At 73.3% G+C, this 17296-nt stretch carries 16 protein-coding genes and 1 pseudogene; 9 read left to right on the forward strand and 8 right to left on the reverse strand.

The genetic code is table 11. The annotated features are described in order from the left end of the window. Nucleotides 1–100 precede the first annotated feature (100 nt). Together PVK37_RS06690 and PVK37_RS06695 are read right to left on the reverse strand one after the other, a co-directional pair. Nucleotides 101–508, reverse strand: a complete 408-nt coding sequence (locus tag PVK37_RS06690; protein WP_275032888.1) for an ASCH domain-containing protein — start codon at nucleotides 506–508, stop codon at nucleotides 101–103. A 102-nt stretch (nucleotides 509–610) separates the two neighbouring features. Further along, nucleotides 611–1162, reverse strand: coding sequence for a phosphoribosyltransferase family protein (locus PVK37_RS06695; RefSeq protein WP_275032889.1), 552 nt, complete (start codon nucleotides 1160–1162; stop codon nucleotides 611–613). Between the two features lie 191 nt (nucleotides 1163–1353). Between PVK37_RS06695 and PVK37_RS06700 the strand changes: the two genes are divergently transcribed. The 4 genes from PVK37_RS06700 (at nucleotide 1354) to PVK37_RS06715 (ending at nucleotide 5772) form a co-directional block, all read left to right on the forward strand. After that, nucleotides 1354–2007: a septal ring lytic transglycosylase RlpA family protein gene (locus tag PVK37_RS06700; protein WP_275032890.1), complete on the forward strand. Its 654-nt coding sequence runs from the start codon at nucleotides 1354–1356 to the stop codon at nucleotides 2005–2007. A 98-nt stretch (nucleotides 2008–2105) separates the two neighbouring features. Beyond that, nucleotides 2106–3233 carry a PP2C family protein-serine/threonine phosphatase gene (locus PVK37_RS06705; RefSeq protein ID WP_275032891.1) on the forward strand — a complete coding sequence of 376 codons (1128 nt, stop codon included), beginning with the start codon at nucleotides 2106–2108 and terminating at the stop codon, nucleotides 3231–3233. A 116-nt stretch (nucleotides 3234–3349) separates the two neighbouring features. After that, the gene (locus tag PVK37_RS06710; protein ID WP_275032892.1) at nucleotides 3350–5206 is read left to right on the forward strand and encodes an acyl-CoA dehydrogenase; all 1857 of its coding nucleotides are present in this window, start codon (nucleotides 3350–3352) and stop codon (nucleotides 5204–5206) included. 296 nt (nucleotides 5207–5502) lie between these two features. Then, the gene (locus PVK37_RS06715) at nucleotides 5503–5772 is read left to right on the forward strand and encodes a DUF6458 family protein (protein WP_275032893.1); all 270 of its coding nucleotides are present in this window, start codon (nucleotides 5503–5505) and stop codon (nucleotides 5770–5772) included. 128 nt (nucleotides 5773–5900) lie between these two features. Here the strand turns inward: PVK37_RS06715 and PVK37_RS06720 are convergent, their stop codons facing one another. Both PVK37_RS06720 and PVK37_RS06725 read right to left on the reverse strand, forming a co-directional pair. Then, the gene (locus tag PVK37_RS06720) at nucleotides 5901–6212 is read right to left on the reverse strand and encodes a hypothetical protein (RefSeq protein WP_275035347.1); all 312 of its coding nucleotides are present in this window, start codon (nucleotides 6210–6212) and stop codon (nucleotides 5901–5903) included. A 171-nt stretch (nucleotides 6213–6383) separates the two neighbouring features. Then, nucleotides 6384–6617: pseudogene (locus PVK37_RS06725) on the reverse strand (SixA phosphatase family protein); the annotation flags it as partial. Between the two features lie 118 nt (nucleotides 6618–6735). Here PVK37_RS06725 and PVK37_RS06730 point away from each other — a divergent pair. Further along, on the forward strand, nucleotides 6736–7014 hold the full coding sequence (locus PVK37_RS06730) for a DUF6458 family protein (RefSeq protein ID WP_275032894.1): 279 nt from the start codon (nucleotides 6736–6738) through the stop codon (nucleotides 7012–7014). A 147-nt stretch (nucleotides 7015–7161) separates the two neighbouring features. On the opposite strand, the gene trhA is transcribed toward PVK37_RS06730, so the two are convergent. Further along, nucleotides 7162–7839: a PAQR family membrane homeostasis protein TrhA gene (trhA, locus tag PVK37_RS06735; protein WP_275032895.1), complete on the reverse strand. Its 678-nt coding sequence runs from the start codon at nucleotides 7837–7839 to the stop codon at nucleotides 7162–7164. Between the two features lie 100 nt (nucleotides 7840–7939). Between trhA and PVK37_RS06740 the strand changes: the two genes are divergently transcribed. The 3 genes from PVK37_RS06740 (at nucleotide 7940) to PVK37_RS06750 (ending at nucleotide 10632) form a co-directional block, all read left to right on the forward strand. Beyond that, complete coding sequence (locus PVK37_RS06740) at nucleotides 7940–8824, forward strand: 5-oxoprolinase subunit B family protein (protein ID WP_275032896.1); 885 nt, start codon at nucleotides 7940–7942, stop codon at nucleotides 8822–8824. A gap of 196 nt (nucleotides 8825–9020) precedes the next feature. After that, nucleotides 9021–9896: a 5-oxoprolinase subunit C family protein gene (locus tag PVK37_RS06745; RefSeq protein ID WP_275034987.1), complete on the forward strand. Its 876-nt coding sequence runs from the start codon at nucleotides 9021–9023 to the stop codon at nucleotides 9894–9896. Continuing rightward, the gene (locus PVK37_RS06750; RefSeq protein WP_275032897.1) at nucleotides 9880–10632 is read left to right on the forward strand and encodes a LamB/YcsF family protein; all 753 of its coding nucleotides are present in this window, start codon (nucleotides 9880–9882) and stop codon (nucleotides 10630–10632) included. The genes PVK37_RS06745 and PVK37_RS06750 overlap by 17 nt, the downstream gene beginning before the upstream one ends. 85 nt (nucleotides 10633–10717) lie before the next feature. Here PVK37_RS06750 and PVK37_RS06755 read toward each other — a convergent pair whose 3' ends face one another. Beyond that, nucleotides 10718–12550, reverse strand: a complete 1833-nt coding sequence (locus tag PVK37_RS06755) for an NHL domain-containing thioredoxin family protein (RefSeq protein ID WP_423791008.1) — start codon at nucleotides 12548–12550, stop codon at nucleotides 10718–10720. Nucleotides 12551–12732: 182 nt separating this feature from the next. On the opposite strand from PVK37_RS06755, the gene PVK37_RS06760 reads away from it, so the two are divergent. After that, the gene (locus tag PVK37_RS06760) at nucleotides 12733–13809 is read left to right on the forward strand and encodes a cellulose binding domain-containing protein (RefSeq protein ID WP_275032898.1); all 1077 of its coding nucleotides are present in this window, start codon (nucleotides 12733–12735) and stop codon (nucleotides 13807–13809) included. A gap of 15 nt (nucleotides 13810–13824) precedes the next feature. On the opposite strand, the gene PVK37_RS06765 is transcribed toward PVK37_RS06760, so the two are convergent. Together PVK37_RS06765 and PVK37_RS06770 are read right to left on the reverse strand one after the other, a co-directional pair. Next, the gene (locus tag PVK37_RS06765; RefSeq protein WP_275032899.1) at nucleotides 13825–14034 is read right to left on the reverse strand and encodes a hypothetical protein; all 210 of its coding nucleotides are present in this window, start codon (nucleotides 14032–14034) and stop codon (nucleotides 13825–13827) included. Between the two features lie 384 nt (nucleotides 14035–14418). After that, nucleotides 14419–17172 (reverse strand): LppU/SCO3897 family protein, encoded by a 2754-nt coding sequence (locus PVK37_RS06770; RefSeq protein ID WP_275032900.1) that lies wholly within the window; start codon nucleotides 17170–17172, stop codon nucleotides 14419–14421. Nucleotides 17173–17296: the final 124 nt, after the last annotated feature.

Here is a 17296-nt window from a genome sequence, read left to right on the forward strand (position 1 = left end):
GTGCGGCCACCCGGCCTGGGCGAGTCTGCGGCCACCCCTCCAGCCCGGGCCTGCGGCTACCCCGGCCTGCGTGGGCCGGCGGCTCTTTCGGCGGTGGGAGCTAGCTGTCCTTCCCGGCCGACACCAGCCGGAAGCGGATGCACACGACCTGGGTGTCGTCGTCGACGGTGCTGCCCTCGCTCGCCCAGAACCGCAGATGCCCGGCCCGCCACTCGTCGAGGTCCTGGTCACCTTCGCCTTCCGCGCTGGCGAACTCCCAGCTCACGTCGGCGAAGCGGACCACCTCGACGCCGGTCACCTCGACCACGCCGGCCAACTGGTCGTGGTCGTCGACCAGGGCCAGCCGTTCGCCGACGTGCTCCAGTTCCTCGCCCTCGGCGACGTACTCGCTGCGCAGGCCGGCGGTCGCCTGCTTCACGCCGGCGAGCACCAGGGTGTTCAGGTTGTGTCGCATCTCGCCGGGTGTGCCGAGGGCGAGGGCGCGTAGGTCACCGATCCGGGGCCACATCCCGACGAGGCTACGCGTCCGGTCGCCGTACCGCCCGGTCATTCGGGCGGATCGGCGGCGGCTCGGGGGCCGACCGGCAACAGGTGATCAGCGGCGGGCGGCTCAGGGGGTCAACCGGTCGGCGTCGAGCAGGGCCCGGATCCCGAGTTCCGCCCGTACCGCCGGTGGGCAGTCGGTCACCACCACGGCCGTGCCCACGGGTTCCGCCCCGCGCGCCGCGCAGAGGTCGTAGAGCGCCCGTACCTGGGCCCCGGTGGCGACCCAGTCGTCGACCACCAGCACCCGGTCCCCCGGCCCGAGGTGCCGGTCCCGGACGCCCAGGGTGACCCGGCGGTCCCGGAAGTCGGGTGGGCCCTGGGCCCAGGTGGTCGGTCCGGGCGGCTGCCGTCCGTCGTCGGCCTTCCGGGCGGGGACGAACCCCACCCCGAGCGCGGTCGCGGCCAGCGGCCCGATGATCAGCCCGGTGACGGCCGGCGCGACGACCACGGTCGGGGCGTCGGCCCGGTACGGTTCCACCAGCGCCGGTCCGAGGGCGGCGAGGACCACCGGATCGCGCCACCAGCCGGAGACGTCACTGACCAGGTGGGTGCTCTCCGGCCCCGGGTCGGACCAGCGGAACAGCTCGATGAGGCGTCGCCTCAACTCGTCGGACACGCCTCCATCCTGCCGGGACAGCGCGGATGCCACCGGCTCGGATCACCTGCCCGCCCGCGTGACCCGGGGTCGGATGATCGGCTACACGTATGCCCGCGAATCACCACATATAGCCATGATCACGTTGACTTCGGAAGTGCTTCTCTCGTTACGGTCCGATCCGATTTGTTGGTAGACGGAAGGACGGGCCGATGGTCGGTAGGCACGCTCGGATACGGATGTTCTCCTCGCCCGCCGGCATCGCCGCCACCGCCGCGGTCGCCGTCGCGGTGGCGGTCGGTGGCACGGTCGGTGCGGTACGACTCACCTCGACCGACACGGACGCGGCCCGGCCCGCCCCGGTGGTCGAGCCGTCGACCCCGCAGTCGACGGCGCCCGCCGTGCCGTCGGTCGCCCCGACCCCGTCCCTCTCCCCGTCGCCGAGCGTGACCGCCAGCCCGACGGCCACCCGTTCCACCGCCGCCTCGCGCGGCAAACCGCGTACCGCGTCGACCCCGACGAAGCGGTCCACCCCGAAACCGACCGCGACGAAGAAGCCGGCCAGCCCGGCTCCGAAGGTGGTGGACAGCGGCACCTGTGGCGCGTCCTTCTACGCCGAGGGGCAGTTGACCGCCAACGGCGAGACCTTCGACCCGGAGGCGATGACCGCCGCGCACAAGACCCTGCCGTTCGGCACCCGGGTCCGGGTCACCAACCCCGACACCGGGGCCTCGGTGACGGTACGGATCAACGACCGCGGCCCGTTCATCGACGGACGTTGCATCGACCTCTCTCGTGCCGCGTTCCGGGCGATCGCCTCGCTCGACCTCGGCCACCTTACCGTCCGGTACGAGGTCCTCGGCTGAACCGGAAGGGGAGAACAGGCTGGTCAGCCGGGTCCGGCCGGTCAGTTCCGGCTCGGACGACGGGTCAACGGTCCTGCGCTGATCAACCTCTATAGGGCATGCTGTCCTGCGTACACACGCATCTTCTCCAGCGGCTGCGCAGCCCGCTGAGTCCCGGATCCCGCGCCGGTCTCGGTGCGGCCCTCGTCCTGCTCGGGTTCATCTCCGCCCTGGAGATGGCCGACGGCAGTGGGGCGCACTACCTTGCGCTGATGGCCGCCGCGCCGGTGCTGGCGGCCGGCTTCGCGAGCTGGCGGGTGGTGCTCGCGGTGGGGGCGGCGGCGACCGTGCTGGGTACGGCCTTCGCGTTCTCCGAGCCGAGGGTCTCGCTGGGCACCGCGGCCTCGGTCGCGGCGATCGTCCTGGTGACCGCGCTGGTGTCGGCGGTCGCCGGGGTCCGGCAGCGGCAGGCCGAGCAGATCGTCGAGTTGTCCCGGCTGGCGTCGGTCGCCCAGCAGGCGGTGCTGCGACCGTTGGGCCCGCAGGTCGGGACGCTGGCGGTGGCGGCCCGCTACATCTCGTCCACGGCCACCGCCGAGATCGGCGGGGACCTGTACGAGGCGATCGACACCCCGTACGGCGTCCGCATGATCATCGGGGACGTCCGGGGGAAGGGGCTGGACGCGGTCCGGCTGGCCAGCATCGTGCTCGGTTCGTACCGGCACGTGGCGTACGAGCGGGCCGACCTGCGGGCGGTGGTGTCCGACCTGGACCGGGCGGTGGCGCGCAACGTCGGTGACGAGGACTTCGTCACCGCCGCCGTGGTGGAGGAGCGGGGCGGCACGCTCACCATCGTCAACTGCGGGCATCCGCCGCCGCTGCTGCTCCGCCGGGGTTGCGTGATCCCGCTCGAACCGCCCGCCCCGGCCCCGCCGTTGGGGTTCATGCCGTCGGTGCAGCCCCGCGTCGAGCGCCTGGAGCCGGGTGACCGGTTGCTGCTGTTCACCGACGGTCTGGGCGAGGCGCGCCGGGACGGGGAGTTCTTCCCGACTGCGGACCGGGCCTGGCGGCTGCTCGGGCACGGGACGGTGGCCGACGGTCTGGCCTCCCTGGAGACCGCTCTGGAGGAGTGGGTGTACGGCCGCCTCGACGACGACATCGCCCTGGTCCTGATGGAGTACGCCGGCCCGAGCAGTGGTACGACGGTGGCGGTGCCGAGCTGGGAGGTTGGCACCGCGGAGAGCTGATTCGTCCGCTGTGTGTTCGCTGTCACTTTCATCAGTGGGTTGTCGCTGCCTACCCACGAGTAATACAGTCGGGGTTACTGATCGGTAACACCTGTCCGGAAGCGGGGCCAGTGATCATGACCCACTACAAGAGCAACCTGCGGGACCTCGAGTTCAACCTCTTCGAGGTCTTCGGTGCGGACCGGGCGTTCGGCCAGGAGCCGTACTCGGATCTCGACGTCGACACCGCGCGGAGCTTCCTCGCCGAGGTCGACCGCCTCGCCCGCGAGGACCTGGCCGCCAGCTACACCGACAGTGACCGCAACCCGCCGGTCTTCGACCCGTCCACGCACACCGCGCCGCTGCCCGAGTCGTTCAAGAAGTCGTACCAGGCCTTCATGGACTCCGAGTTCTGGCGGCTGGACCTCCCCCCGGCGCTGGACGGCACCAACGCGCCGCGCGCCCTCTGGTGGTCCCTGGCCGAGCTGGTCCTCGGCGCGAACGCGCCGGTCTGGATGTACGCCTCCGGGCCGTCCTTCGCGCACGTGCTGCACGTCGAGGGCACCGAGCAGCAGAAGAAGTGGGCCAAGCTCTTCATCGACAAGCAGTGGGGCTCCACCATGGTGCTCACCGAGCCGGACGCCGGCTCGGACGTCGGCGCCGGCCGCACCCGGGCCGTCCAGCAGCCGGACGGCTCCTGGCACATCGAGGGCGTCAAGCGCTTCATCACCTCCGGTGAGCACGACCTGAGCGACAACATCGTGCACTACGTACTGGCCCGCCCGGTCGGCGTCGAGGGCGTCGGTGGCCCCGGCACCAAGGGCCTCTCGCTCTTCGTCGTGCCGAAGTACCACTTCGACGAGAACACCGGCGAGCTGGGCGAGCGCAACGGCGTCTACGCCACCAACGTCGAGCACAAGATGGGCCTGAAGGTCTCCAACACCTGCGAGGTGACCTTCGGCGAGCACGGCGTACCGGCCAAGGGCTGGCTGCTGGGCGAGAAGCACGACGGCATCCGACAGATGTTCATGATCATCGAGTACGCCCGGATGATGGTCGGCACCAAGGCCATCGCCACCCTCTCCACCGGCTACCTCAACGCCCTGGAGTACGCGAAGAACCGGGTGCAGGGCGCCGACCTGCTCCAGATGGCCGACAAGACCGCGCCGCGCGTCACGATCACCCACCACCCGGACGTCCGCCGGTCGCTGATGCTCCAGAAGTCGTACGCCGAAGGGCTGCGCGCCCTGGTCTGCTACACCGCGTCCTGGCAGGACAAGGTCGCCATCGCCGAGGCGTCCGGCGACGAGAAGGGTACGAAGACCGCGAAGCGGGTCAACGACCTGCTGCTGCCGCTGGTCAAGGGCGTCGGCTCGGAGCGGGCGTACGAGCTGCTCGGCCACGAGTCGTTGCAGACCTTCGGCGGCTCCGGCTTCCTCCAGGACTACCCGCTGGAGCAGTACGTCCGGGACTCGAAGATCGACACCCTGTACGAGGGCACCACCGCCATCCAGAGCCTCGACCTCTTCTTCCGGAAGATCGTCCGGGACAACGGCAAGGCGCTGATGACCGTCTCGGCGGAGATCCAGGAGTTCATCGCCTCCGAGGGCGGCAACGGCCAGCTCAAGGAGGAGCGGCTGGCGCTCGGCAAGGCCCTCGCCGAGATCAACAGCATCCTCGGTGTGCTGACCGGCTGGCTCGGCGAAGCCCAGGCCGGCGAGCCCCGCGCCCTGTACAAGGTCGGCCTGAGCAGCCGGCGGTTCCTGCTGGCCGTCGGCGACCTGGTGGTCGGCTGGCTGCTCCAGCGGCAGGCCGACGTGGCCCTGCGGGCCCTGGCCGGCGAGGTCGGCGCCACCGACCGGGCGTTCTACACCGGAAAGGTGGCCGCCGCGAAGTTCTTCGCCCGCGAGGTGCTGCCCCGCATCGGTGCCGACCGTCGCATCATCGAGAACACCGACCTCGACCTGATGGACCTCCCCGAAGAAGCCTTCTAACCCCCCCCGTCCCCCGTCCCCCGTCCGCCTCCCGGCTTCCTTGTGTTGACCATGAAGTTGTTGTCCTCCCGCCCGGCGTGTCGTGACAACAACTTCATGATCAACGGGGTGGGTTCTGGCGGGTGGGCGTGGTGGGGGCGGGGATAGGGGCGGGGATCGGGGGTAAGTGGGGCGGGGAGCCCGGCTAGGGGAGCCCGGCGGGGGAGGAACCGGCCAGGGGGGAACCTGGCCAGGGGCCCGGACAGGGAAGTGGACAGGGAACGCCCAGAGCCACCGCACGGGGGAGTGCAGCGCACATGGGCATTGGTAGCGGCATCTTTCTCATCGCAATAGGCGCGATCCTGACGTTCGCCGTCAGGGCCAACGTCTGGTGGGTGGACCTGCGCGCCGTCGGGTGGGTGTTCATCCTCGCCGGACTCGCCGTACTGCTCACCACGCTCTGGTTCTGGCAGGACCGGCGAAAGCGGGCCCGGACGCTCATCGTGGAGGAGAACCGGCTCTCCCATCCGACCGCGATGATGCCGCCGCCACCCGACCCTCCACCGCCGACGGCTCCGCCCTCCTGAGCCGTACCGCCCGGAACCGAGCCGGATGCCGGCCAGCGCACCGAGCGGATGCCGGCCAGCGCACTCATCCGTACGGACCTGCTCTGCTCGTGTCCGCCCAGCCGATTCGGGTGGTATCTCCTCGCCGGTCAGGCGCGGGGGGTGTGGTGTGCGGTGACCGGGGCGGGGGCGGTGCCGAGTTCAGCCCAGCCGCCGGACACCCGGTGCACCACGATGCCGCTGGTCCGTAATCCCTCCCGGTCGGCACCGACCCGGTCCAGGGAGATCGACAGCAGTGAGATGCCAGGGTTGTGGGCGACCAGCAGTACCGTCCGTGCGTCCGGGGCGGTCGCCCGGAGCAGCGCCAGCAGGTCCCCGGTCTCGGCCGCGTAGGCGGCCGACTCGTAGCGGACCTGGGGCGCCGGCCCGGCCGCCCCGCTCTCCGGTGGTGCGCTGACCACCCTGCTTCCCGCCGGTGTGCCAGCCGGGCGGCCCCCCTCCGCTTCCCCGGCCGTCGCGGTTCTGCCGGTCGTACCGATTGTCGTCGCGTCGAGGGCCGGCCGGCCCGCCGCCACATCACCGGTCGTGCCGGCTGTCGTCGTGGCGCTGGCCGTTTCGGTTGTCGTCGTGTCGCCGGTCATCCCGGTTGCCGCCGCGTGCCAGGTCTCCCGGGTACGGCGGGCGGGCGAGCAGATCACCACGTCGGGCAGGAGGCCGTGCCTTGCCAGCCAAGCGCCGGCCACTGCCGCGTCGGCGTGTCCACGTGCGGTGAGCGGTCGATCCCGGTCGGCGACGCCGTCCGGCCGTTCCGCTTTCGCGTGCCTCAGCAGCACCAGCGTGCGTTCGGCGCTCCTACCGTCCGTCATGTTCCCAGCTTGCCTGATTGGCGATCTTCGCGCTCGGGTAAGTCGATGTGTGCCGCAACCTCATCCGACGGCCGCGGCGGTAAGAGAACGCCAGCAGAACGCCAAGGAGGGCGACAAGATGGGCATCGGCAGCAGTATCTTCCTCATCGCGCTGGGCGCGATCCTCGCCTTCGCGGTCGACGCGAACCTGGGTTGGCTCAGTCTGAACACCGTCGGCTGGGTGCTGATGCTCGCCGGCCTGGTCGGTCTGATCATGACCGCCTACTTCTGGAACACCCGTCGCCGGACCGCCGTCGTCGCCGCCCCGCAGGACCGGGTCGTACGGGAGCGGGTCGTGCCGGTACAGGACGACCGCGTGGTCCAGGAGTACCGCGAGGTGCGTCGCCCCGGGGTCTGACCTCGTCGTACCCGGGCCGCTGACGGGGCCGCGCACACGATGCGCGGCCCCGTCAGCGGCTCCGGCCGGCCGAGGGGTGCTCAGGCGAGAGGGCTGCTCGGGCGAGAAGGGCGCTCAGACGAGAAGGGCCTCGGGCTAGAAGGGCGCTCAGGCGAAGAGCGCGAAGTAGATGGCGATGTGGTGGCAGATCGCCGCCACCAGGGTGCAGGCGTGGAAGAACTCGTGGTGGCCGAAGACGGTGGGCCACGGATTGGGTCGGCGTAGCGCGTAGAAGACCGCGCCGACGCTGTAGATCGCGCCGCCGACCACCAGCAACACCAACGCGGTCACCCCGCCCTCGCGGAGAATGTCCGGGATGATCGCCACGGAGACCCAGCCGAGCGCCAGGTAGAGCGGGGCGGAGACCCAGCGGGGCGCGTGCGGCCAGACCAGCTTCAGCGCCACCCCGCCCAGCGCACCACCCCAGACCAGCGCGAGCATGACCGCCGCCGCGCGGTCCGTGAGCAGCAGCAGGCAGAACGGGGTGTACGTGCCGGCGATGAACACGAAGATCATCGAATGGTCCATCCGGCGCATGATCTGGAAGCCGCGCGCCGACCACACCCGACGGTGGTAGAGCGCGCTGGTGCCGAAGAGACCGCAGACGGTGAGGCTGTAGATCAGGCAGCTCAACAGCGGTGCCCACCCCGGTCGGGTGGCCGCGATCGAGCAGAGGACGACGCCGCAGACCAGGGCGACGAAGAACGCGTAGGTGTGCAGCCAGCCGCGCATCCGAGGCTTGCCGAGGTCGACCGGCTTGAGCCGAGCCGGGGTCGAGGTGCTCACCACATCAGGTTACGGCACCGTAAGTTACTTCGAGGTAGTGCAGTGGGTCACGCCGCGCCGCATGGTGCGGAACCGGGTCTCCGTCGGCCAGGATTACGGTATGCGGATCCGTCCGGTCGGTGCCCACGCACTGCTGCTCGACTGCGCCGAACCGGAAGTCGGCTCCGGCGAATCGGGAACCGGTGACGCAACGCCGGAGGTCGGCTCCGACGGGGAGCTCGGCTCCGGTGAATCGGAGGTCGGCTCCGTAGCGCCGGAGGTCGGCTCGGGCGAGGATGTGGGCTCGCGGGTCGAGGCGTGGCGGGCCGAGCTGTGGCGACGCCGGGAGGCCGGTGAACTGGACGTGGTCGAGATCGTCCCGGCCGCTACGACGGTACTGCTCGACGGGCTGGCCGACCCGGCGGCGGCTGCGGCCCGGATCGCCAGCTGGGCCCCACGACCCTCCCCCGCCCCGGCTGTCACCACCCCAGTCCCTGCCGTCACCGCCCCTGCCGTCACCGCCCCTGCCGTCACCGCCCCCGGTGCCCCCGGTGGCCTGGGTGCCGGGCCGACCACCGGGTCCGGGCCGGCTACCGCGTCGTGGTCGGGCATCGGGTCCGGGCAGGTCCGGACGGTCGAGGTTCCTGTCCGGTACGACGGGGAGGATCTGCCGGTCGTCGCCGACCACTGGGGCGTCAACGTGGCAGAGGTGGTACGCCGGTTGACCGAGACGGCGTTCCGGGTCGCCTTCTGTGGCTTCGCTCCCGGCTTCGGCTACCTGACCGGCCTGCCCGAGCAGTGGGCGGTACCCCGTCTCGCCACCCCCCGGACCCGCGTACCGGCCGGCTCGGTCGCCCTGGCGGGTCGGTACGCGGGGATCTATCCGACCGCGTCGCCCGGTGGCTGGCTGCTGGTCGGCCGGACCGACCTGCCCATGTTCGACCCGCACGCCGACCCGCCCGCCACCCTCAGCCCTGGTATGCAGGTCCGGCTGGTGGCGGCATGACCCCGACCGGCCCGACCGCCGGGATCACCAAGGCCGCCGGAGCCGCCGGAGCCGCCGAGCTCGCCAGGGTCGCAGACACCGCCGGGGCCGCCAAGGCCGCCGGGGCCGTCAGGAGCGCCGGGGATGCTGGAAGCGACGGGAGTGCCAAAGCCGCGACAACCGCGAAAGCCACCGGGGGACCGTCCGGACCGCCCGGATCGCAGGGAGCGTCGGGGGTACGGACGTGATCGAGGTTCGCCGTGCCGGGGCGCTCACCACCGTCCAGGACCAGGGGCGACCCGGTCTCGCGCACCTCGGCGTACCCCGGTCCGGGGCGCTCGACCCGGCGGCGCTGCGGTTGGCGAACCGACTGGTCGGCAATCCGGAGTCCGCCGCCGGCCTGGAGATCACCCTGACCGGCTGCGAGCTGCGGTTCCACCGGGCCGCCACGGTCGCGGTCACCGGGGCGGAGGCCGACGTCCGGGTCGGCGACCGGGCGGCCGATCCCGGTCGACCGCTCTCCCTGCCCGCCTCGGCGGTGCTCCGGATCGGCCCGGCCCGCCAGGGACTGCGCAGCTACCTCGCCGTCTCCGGGGGGATCGCGGTCGAGCCGGTGCTCGGCAGCCGCGCCACCGACACCCTCGCCGGCCTCGGCCCGGCCCCGGTACGTGACGGTGATCGGTTGCCCATCGGGCCGGCTGTCGGCCCACCGCCCCCGGTCGACTTCACCGTGCCGACCGCGTGTCCGGCCGAACTGCGGCTCACCCTGCGCCTCGGCCCCCGGCACGACTGGTTCACCCCGACCGCCCTGCACCGGCTGCTGCAGACCCCGTACGCGGTCAGCCCGCTGACCGACCGGATCGGCGCGCGACTGGTCGGCGCGCCGCTGCCCCGCGCGATGGCCGGGGAACTGCCCAGCGAGGGTCTGGTGCTCGGGGCGGTACAGGTGCCCGCCGACGGACAGCCGCTGATCTTCCTCGCCGACCATCCGACCACCGGCGGGTACCCGGTCATCGGGGTGGTGGACGACGTGACCCCGCTCGCCCAGGCCCGACCGGGGACTACCGTCAGGTTCCATGGACCTCAACGCTGATCTCGGGGAGGGTTTCGGCATCTGGCGGCTCGGCGACGACGAGGCGCTGCTGGACCTGGTCACCTCCGCCAACGTCGCCTGCGGCTTCCACGGCGGCGACCCGTCCACCATGCGCCGGGTCTGTGCCGCCGCAGCCGAACGCGGGGTCGTGATCGGTGCGCAGGTCGGCTACCGGGACCTCGCCGGCTTCGGCCGCCGGCACATCGCGTACGCCTTCGAGGAGTTGCGCGACGACATCACGTACCAGATCGGGGCGCTTGACGCGTTCTGCCGGCCGTACCGGACCCGGGTCCGCTACCTCAAGCCGCACGGCGCGCTCTACCACGCGGCGGCGACCGAGGAGACGCAGGCCGCCGCGGTGGTCGCCGCGGTCAGCGACTACGACCCGGACCTGCCGGTGCTCTGCCCGGCCGGTTCGGTGCTCGCCCAGCTTGCCACCGGGGCCGGGCTGCGGGTGGTCGCCGAGGGGTTCGCCGACCGGGGCTACCAGCCCAACGGCGCACTGGTCCCCCGTTCCGCCCCGAACGCCCTGATCACCGACCCGCACGAGATCGCCGACCGGGCCGTCCGACTGGCCGCCGAGCGGACCGTCCGCGCCGTCGACGGAAGTACCGTCCCGTGCCCGGTCGAGTCGATCTGCCTGCACGGCGACACCCCGGGGGCGGTACGGGCGGCGGAACTGGTCCGTGCCGCCCTTCTCGACGCCGGGGTGCCGGTGCGCGGGTTCGTCGGTTAGGAGTTGCCGGCCACGCGTCCGGGCCCCGTGCGGGAAAGGGCCTGGACGCGCGACCGACGGGCACCACGCGTCCGGGCCCCGGGCGTTACGCGTCCAGGCCGCGCAGGACCAGTGGGAGGCGGGTGGGGGCGTCGGCGACCACCCGGACCGGTACGCCCCAGTCCTGCCTGGTGAGGTGGCAGGCCCCGTGCTCGTCGGCCACGTCGCAGGTGGCCGCCTGGGCGGTCACCTGGAGCACCCCGGCGGTGACGTCGGCGTTGACCAGCAGCCGGCGGGACAGGTCGGTGGTGGTCCCGGCCCCGTCGAGCAGCAGTTCGGGCGGGGACGCCGAGACCACCAGCCGGGTGGACGGGCCGAACGTCTCGTCCAGCTTCTGGCCGGGCGGCGGCGTGAAGATCACGTCCAGGGTGAGTTCGCCCGGGGCGACCGGCGTGGGGGGACGCTCGGTACGGTGCCGGGGGCCGTCGACGGTGTTCGCTCCGGCGGCGGTGAGCGCGCCCGGGGCGAGCCGGGTCAGCCGGTGCGCGGCCGACTCGACCACCAGCACGTCGCCGGCCGGGGTGAGCACCAGGTCGCTCGGCTCGGCCAGCCCGTCGGCCACCGTCGACACCAGCCCGGTGGCCGGGTCGTACCGCCGGACCGCACCGTTGTACGTGTCGGCGATCAGCACCGAACCGTCCGGCAGCGCGCACACCCCCAGCGGGTGCTGGAGCAGCGCCCGGTCGGCCGGGCCGTCCACGTGCCCGAAGTCGAACAGGCCCTGACCCACCGCCGTGCCGAGCACGCCGTTCTGCACGTACCGGACGGCGCTGGTCTCGCTGTCGGCGATCCACAGCCGCACACCGTCGGGCGAGACGGAAAGCCCGGACGGCTGCGCCAGCCACGCCTCGGCCAGCGGGCCGTCCCGCAGCGCCTCGACGGTGGTACCCGCGTACATGCCGGCGGTCCGCTTGGTCGGGTCGAACCACCAGAGCTGGTGGATGCCGGCCATCGCCACGATGACCTTGTCGTCGTACCAGGCCAGGTCCCAGGGGGAGGACAGGTCGACGGAGCGGGCGTCGTGCGCGTGGTCGTCGACCGTGGAGCGCCACTGCCGGCCGGTGCCGGCGACGGTGACCACCTCCCCGCTGTCGAGGCGTACCCCGCGCAGCAGGTGGTTGACGGTGTCCGCGACGACCAGGTCGTACCCGGCCAGTTCGGCGACGTGCGCGGGCAGCAGGCAGAGCCCCTGCGGTTCGGCGAAGGCGGCGGTGCCGGCCGGGCCGTCCGCGTTGCCGCGCGTACCGGAACCGATCCGCCGGACCACCGTCTCGCCGTCGGGGGCCAGCTCCACCAGCGAGTGCCGGGCCGAGTCCGAGACCAGCAGGTTCCCACTGTCGAGCAGCACGGCCTTGCCGGGGAAGCGCAGGGTGGTGTCCGGTTCCGCCGGCGGCACGTACGGCCCGTCGCCCCGGCGCAGGGTGCCCTTGGCCTCGTGTACGCCGATCAGTTCGTCGATCAGCCGGGCCAGCCCCTCGGCGTGGCCCTCACCGGCCATGGTGGCGACGACATACCCCTCGGGGTCGACCACCGCCAGGGTCGGCCACGCCTTGGCCGCGTACTGCTGCCACATGTCCAGCTCGGGGTCGTCCAGGACGGGGTGGTGCACGCCGTACCGTTCGACCGCCGCCGCCAGCGCCTCCGGGTCCTTCTCGTGCTCGAACTTGGGCGAGTGCACACCGACCACGACCAGTACGTCGCCGTACTTCTCCTCCAGTGGCCGCAGCTCGTCCAGTACGTGCAGACAGTTGATGCAGCAGAAGGTCCAGAAATCAAGGATCACTATGCGGCCCCGGAGGTCGGCCAGCGTGAGGGCCTTCCCCCCGGTGTTCAGCCAGGCCCGTCCCCGCAGCTCGGGGGCGCGTACGCGTGCGCTCATGGTCCCCATCGTGCCGCACGGGTGGTGCGCCACCGGTGCAACCCGGGGGGATGTGCGGCGTGGCTGACACCGGAGGACGCCGTCGGCGGCAGGTCCGCCGTTCGGTTCCTTGACAGGAGGCCCGGAGCACAGGACAGTCATCTTATTCATCGAAGCCCAGCAATAAATACTGGCGAGGTGTGATGAGGAAGTCGCTGGCGGCCGTGGTGGCCGTCGTCGTCGCTGCGGCTGCGGTCTCCGTCGCGGTGGCGCACGCCGGGGTGGCGAGCGCGGCGGCCGGGTGCCGGGTCAACTACGCCGTCAGCAGTGAGTGGACCGGTGGCTTCACCGCCGATGTCACGATCACCAACCTGGGCGACCCGGTCGACGGATGGACGCTGGACTTCACGTTCCCCACCGCCGACCAGCGGCTCGCACAGACCTGGAGCGCCACCTGGACCCAGTCGGGTCAGCAGGTCAGCGCCACCAGCCTGAGCTGGAACGCCACCCTGGGCACCAACGGTTCGACGACCATCGGCTTCGTCGGGGCCTGGTCGGACAGCAACCCCGCGCCGACGTCGTTCACTCTCAACGGGGTACCGTGCACCGGCGCGGTCCTGCCCACCCCGACGCCGAGCCGGACGACCCCGCCGCCGGTCGCCGACTGGCCGCCGAGGGTCACCTTCCTCAGCCCGACCGCCGGAGCGGTGTACACCGCGCCCGTCACCATCCCGCTGGCGGCGACGGCGACCGTGGGCGGCGGTGTCAACATCACCTCGGTCTCGTTCCGGGTGGACGGCGTCACGGTGGCTCAAGGCGTGCCGACGGGCAACGACCGGTACGAGGCACAGTGGACCCCGCCGGTCGGGGCGGCCGGAACCAGTACGACCTACGTGGTGTCCGTCTCGGCCGGCACCAGCCAGTCGCTGAGCGGCAGTGCGCCGCCGGTACGGATCACCGTCGTCACGCCGCCGTCCTCCGGCACCAACCGCCCGCCCGCGGCGGCGCTGAGCACCACGGCCGGGAACAACTACCTCCTCGAACCGGCCACGGTCACGCTGCTGGCCGACGCCACGGACGCCGACGCCGGGGACGTCATCAACCGGGCGGAGCTGTACTCCGGCACCACCCGGATCGCCACGACGGCGACCGGCAGCGGTCAGCGCTACCAGTTCCAGGTGCCCCTGGCAGCCGCCACCTCGTACACCTTCACCGTGCGGGTCTACGACTCCCACGGCGGCGTCGGCATCTCCAACCCGCTGACCTTCACCGTCCGGTAGGCCCCGGCACGTCCGTCACCGCCGGGCCCGGGTCAGGAACCGTTCGACCACGTCGACGGTGGTCGGCAGCTCACCGGCCGCGTCGACCATCCGGGCGGCGAGGTGGCGCAGCAGCCCGAGGCGGTCGGTGCCGTACCCCGGCCGGTCCGGTGCTGACGTGCTCCGCAGCCGCCTGGCGGTCCTTCCTGACCCGGGTCCCCGGACAGTCCGGAATCCCGAGGCCATGAGCGCCCGTCTCCCCTCCGGGCGGGGCGTCGCACCGGCTTTCTGGCAGCTCAGCTACACGACACGCCGAACCGGCTACAGCTGAGCTGCCGGTAACGGTCGTGCTGCCGCCGGGCCCGACCCCCGCGCGGCTCAGCGCGACGGGGAACCCGGTGTCAAGACGTCGACGTGCGCAATGGTGGGCACGGGAGCGGATGATCGGATACCTCGCCGGCTGGCACCGTTTGATCCAGCAGCGGCGCGGTCGGTGGAGGCGGAGCCCGGCGGCTGCGTCTGCGCAGGGCCGTCCCCGTGGGGGAGGCGGGGACGGCCCACCCGGACGAAATCGGCGAGCGGCGGACCAGGTCGGTCCGCCGCTCGCCGTGGTACGGGTTCGGGAGGTCGTCAGCCCGCCGTGGCCGGGGCCAGGCAGAGCACCCGGTCCGCGCCGTTGCCGGGGAGCACCACGTGCGGCTGGGCCGGGTCGGCGCACTTGCTCTGGTTGTCGACCCGCGACACCACCTTGAACGCGCCCTGGTCGCCGCAGCCGGCGGCCACCGCGCCGTTGCCGGACTGCTTGACGCAGGAGCCGACCGCCGGGCTGAACGCCGGTGGGTTGTCGGATCCGCCGATCTTGCCGAGCAGCATGAGCAGGCCGAGCGGGACGACCAGGATGAGGACGGCGGCGGTGAGCACCGCCATCAGCACCCGTCCGTTGCGGACCTTGGGGGCCGGCGGTTCGGCCGGCTTGGCCTCGGCCGCGTCCGGCTTGAAGGCGTCGAACCGCCCCTGGTCCGCCGGGCCGGCGGCCGAGTCGCCCAGGTCCCACAGCGGGCGCTCCGGCTGGTCCCCGCCGGGCGGGAAGGCCGCCGGGAAGCCCCGGGTGGCGTCGGCGGAACCGTGGCCCGGCGCCCCGCCGTGGCCGACGGCTCCGCCGCTGACCGGGGCCGCCGCGCCGCTGAACCGGTCACCGGGGTTATGGGCCGGCTCGCTGTGCGGCTTGGTGCCGTTGACCGGCCGTTGGTTGGTCGCCGGGTCGGCGAAGGAGGGCATGCCGGGCGGGAAGCTGGGCAGCGCGGGCTGCGGGACCGGCGCGGCAGCCGGCCCGTCACCGAAACCACCCGGCCGGTCCTGCTGGTCGAACCGGTTGCCCGGTCCGGCGTCGAAACGCTGCTCCGGGCCGTCGAACCGGTCACCAGGCCCGTTGTCGAACCGTCCACCGGGGCCACCGTCGAACGGGTTGCCGTGGCCGCCACCGTCGAAGCGTCCACCGGGACGACCGTCGAACGGGCCGCCGGGGCCGTTGTCGAACTGGTCGCCGGGGCGGCCGTCGAACCGGGGCTCAGGGTCGTCGAAGCGGGTGCCGGGGCCGCCGTCGAACCGGGCTCCCGGCTCGTCGTCGAACCGTCCGCCGGGCTCGTCGTCGAAGCGGTGCGGCTCGGGCTGACCGTCCCCGTGCTCGGACTGCTCGGGGCGGGACGGGCGGCCGTACACCCGGGGCTGCGGGGCCGGCATCGCCGACGGACGCAGCGCCTGGTCGGTCGGGGGCATCACCCGGCTGGAGACCGGTACGGAGGCACTGGCCGAGATGCTGCCGCCCGGCTCGCCGCCCCCGCCGGACTCGGGTGAGGTACGCGGGTGCGGGATGGCCGGGGCGGCAGCGGACTGCGCCTCGGCACCCCAGCCGTCACCGGGCTGCTCGGCCTCGTACCCGCTGTCACGTCCGGCCGGTTCGCCGTACGGGGCGGGCGGGGCGTAGTCGCCGGCCTGCGCGGCGGCGAGGCTGGCACCCGGTACCCGGGTCTCCTGCGGCGGCAGCGGGACGGCGTTGGCGGGCGAGATGCCCGGCCCGGGGGCCGGCTGGTACATCGGGCTGCTGTCGGCGCGCGGCGACTCCCAGGCCGGGGCGTTGCCGGACTCCTCGGGGGTGTTGTCGGACGCGGCCTTGCCCCACACCTCGTCGGCGGACCACGGCTCGCCCTCCGGCACCGCAGGCCGGGCCGGCACCGCGTCGTCGCCGGAGCGTGCGGGCGGGGCACCCCAGGCCGGTGCGCTGTCGGCGCGGACCGAGGCGGTGGCCCGGGCGGGCGGCGCGGAGGTCGGCTCGGCGGGCGGCCACGCCTCGGCCGGCCGGGGCTGCTGGGCCGGCGCGTCGAAGCCGGCCTGCTGCGGCTCGGCCTGCTGTGGCACCGACGCCGCACCCCAGGTGGGGGTCTGCGGTTGCTGGTCCGGCCCGCCCCAGGGCGCGCCGGGGGCCGGCTCGGAGGAACCCCACGCCGGCTGGGAATCACCCTGCGGCCGGACGCTGGCCGAGCCCCGCGCGCCGGGCGACTGCGGGCCCGACTGCTGGGCCGCCGGGGCGCTGCCCCAGTCCCCCGGTTGCTGCTGGTCGTTCTGCTGACCCCAGGCGGGCTGCTGTTCCTGCTGGCCCCACGCCGCCGGGGACGGCTGGCCCGACTGCTCCGCGACCGGCGCGGCACCCCAGGTGGGGGTCTGCGGTTGCTGGTCCGGCCCGTTCCAGGGCGCGCCGGAGGCGGGCTCGGCGGGGGGACCCCAGGGAGCGGGGGACTGCTGGCCCCGGGCCGACTGCTCGCCGGACGACGGCCAGCCCTGCTGGGCCTGCCCCCGGGCCGGCCAGTTCTGCTGGGGGGAGTCACCCTGCGGAGCCCAGCCGCCCGGTTGCGGGGCGTTCGGGGAGTCGTTCTGCCCCCAGGCCGGCTGCGGCGCGCCGGGGCCGTCACCCTGGCCCCAGGCCGGCTGCTGCGGCGGCACCGGGGCGGCGGCCCAGGCGGCGGTCGGCTGCTGCTGGTCGGCCTGCGGGTCCCAGTTACCGGACGGTGCCTGGTTGCCGGACGCCGGCTGGCCGGGCTGGCCGCCCCACGGCTGGCCCGGCGGCGGGCCCCACTGGCCCGGCTGCGGCTGCTCACCGGGGGCCTTCCAGCCGACGGTGGGGGGTGCCTCGCCCGGTGCGCTCCAGGCCGGGGCGGGGGAACTCGGTCGGGCGGCCGGCGGTGGGGGTGCCCAGCCCAGGTCGGGGGCGGCTGTCCCGTACGCCCGGTCCTGCTGCGCTGACCGGTCGCCGTACGGCGCCGATCCACCGGCGCCCGGCGACACCTCGTCCGGCTCCTGGCCGGGGTGGTGTGGGCCCTCGGACGTCATGGCTGCGCCTCCTCCATCACATGTCGGCCGCCGACGCCGATCGGGTGCCGTCGGCTTGGTTGCCGGCCTAGCCGGCTGACCGGCCGTGCCGCGCTCCCCGCACCGTATCCGGTGGCCGCCCGGG

This window comes from Micromonospora cathayae (genome assembly GCF_028993575.1).
Taxonomy (GTDB): Bacteria; Actinomycetota; Actinomycetes; order Mycobacteriales; family Micromonosporaceae; genus Micromonospora; species Micromonospora cathayae.

Coding starts and splice junctions, on each gene's coding strand:
- PVK37_RS06750 (WP_275032897.1), top strand. CDS start 9,880: ATGGACCTCAACGCTGATCTCGGGGAGGGTTTCGGCATCTGGCGGCTC.
- PVK37_RS06755 (WP_423791008.1), bottom strand. CDS start 12,550: ATGAGCGCACGCGTACGCGCCCCCGAGCTGCGGGGACGGGCCTGGCTG.
- PVK37_RS06740 (WP_275032896.1), top strand. CDS start 7,940: ATGCGGATCCGTCCGGTCGGTGCCCACGCACTGCTGCTCGACTGCGCC.
- PVK37_RS06715 (WP_275032893.1), top strand. CDS start 5,503: ATGGGCATTGGTAGCGGCATCTTTCTCATCGCAATAGGCGCGATCCTG.
- PVK37_RS06705 (WP_275032891.1), top strand. CDS start 2,106: ATGCTGTCCTGCGTACACACGCATCTTCTCCAGCGGCTGCGCAGCCCG.
- PVK37_RS06730 (WP_275032894.1), top strand. CDS start 6,736: ATGGGCATCGGCAGCAGTATCTTCCTCATCGCGCTGGGCGCGATCCTC.
- PVK37_RS06765 (WP_275032899.1), bottom strand. CDS start 14,034: ATGGCCTCGGGATTCCGGACTGTCCGGGGACCCGGGTCAGGAAGGACC.
- PVK37_RS06760 (WP_275032898.1), top strand. CDS start 12,733: ATGAGGAAGTCGCTGGCGGCCGTGGTGGCCGTCGTCGTCGCTGCGGCT.
- PVK37_RS06710 (WP_275032892.1), top strand. CDS start 3,350: ATGACCCACTACAAGAGCAACCTGCGGGACCTCGAGTTCAACCTCTTC.
- PVK37_RS06700 (WP_275032890.1), top strand. CDS start 1,354: ATGGTCGGTAGGCACGCTCGGATACGGATGTTCTCCTCGCCCGCCGGC.
- PVK37_RS06690 (WP_275032888.1), bottom strand. CDS start 508: ATGTGGCCCCGGATCGGTGACCTACGCGCCCTCGCCCTCGGCACACCC.
- PVK37_RS06770 (WP_275032900.1), bottom strand. CDS start 17,172: ATGACGTCCGAGGGCCCACACCACCCCGGCCAGGAGCCGGACGAGGTG.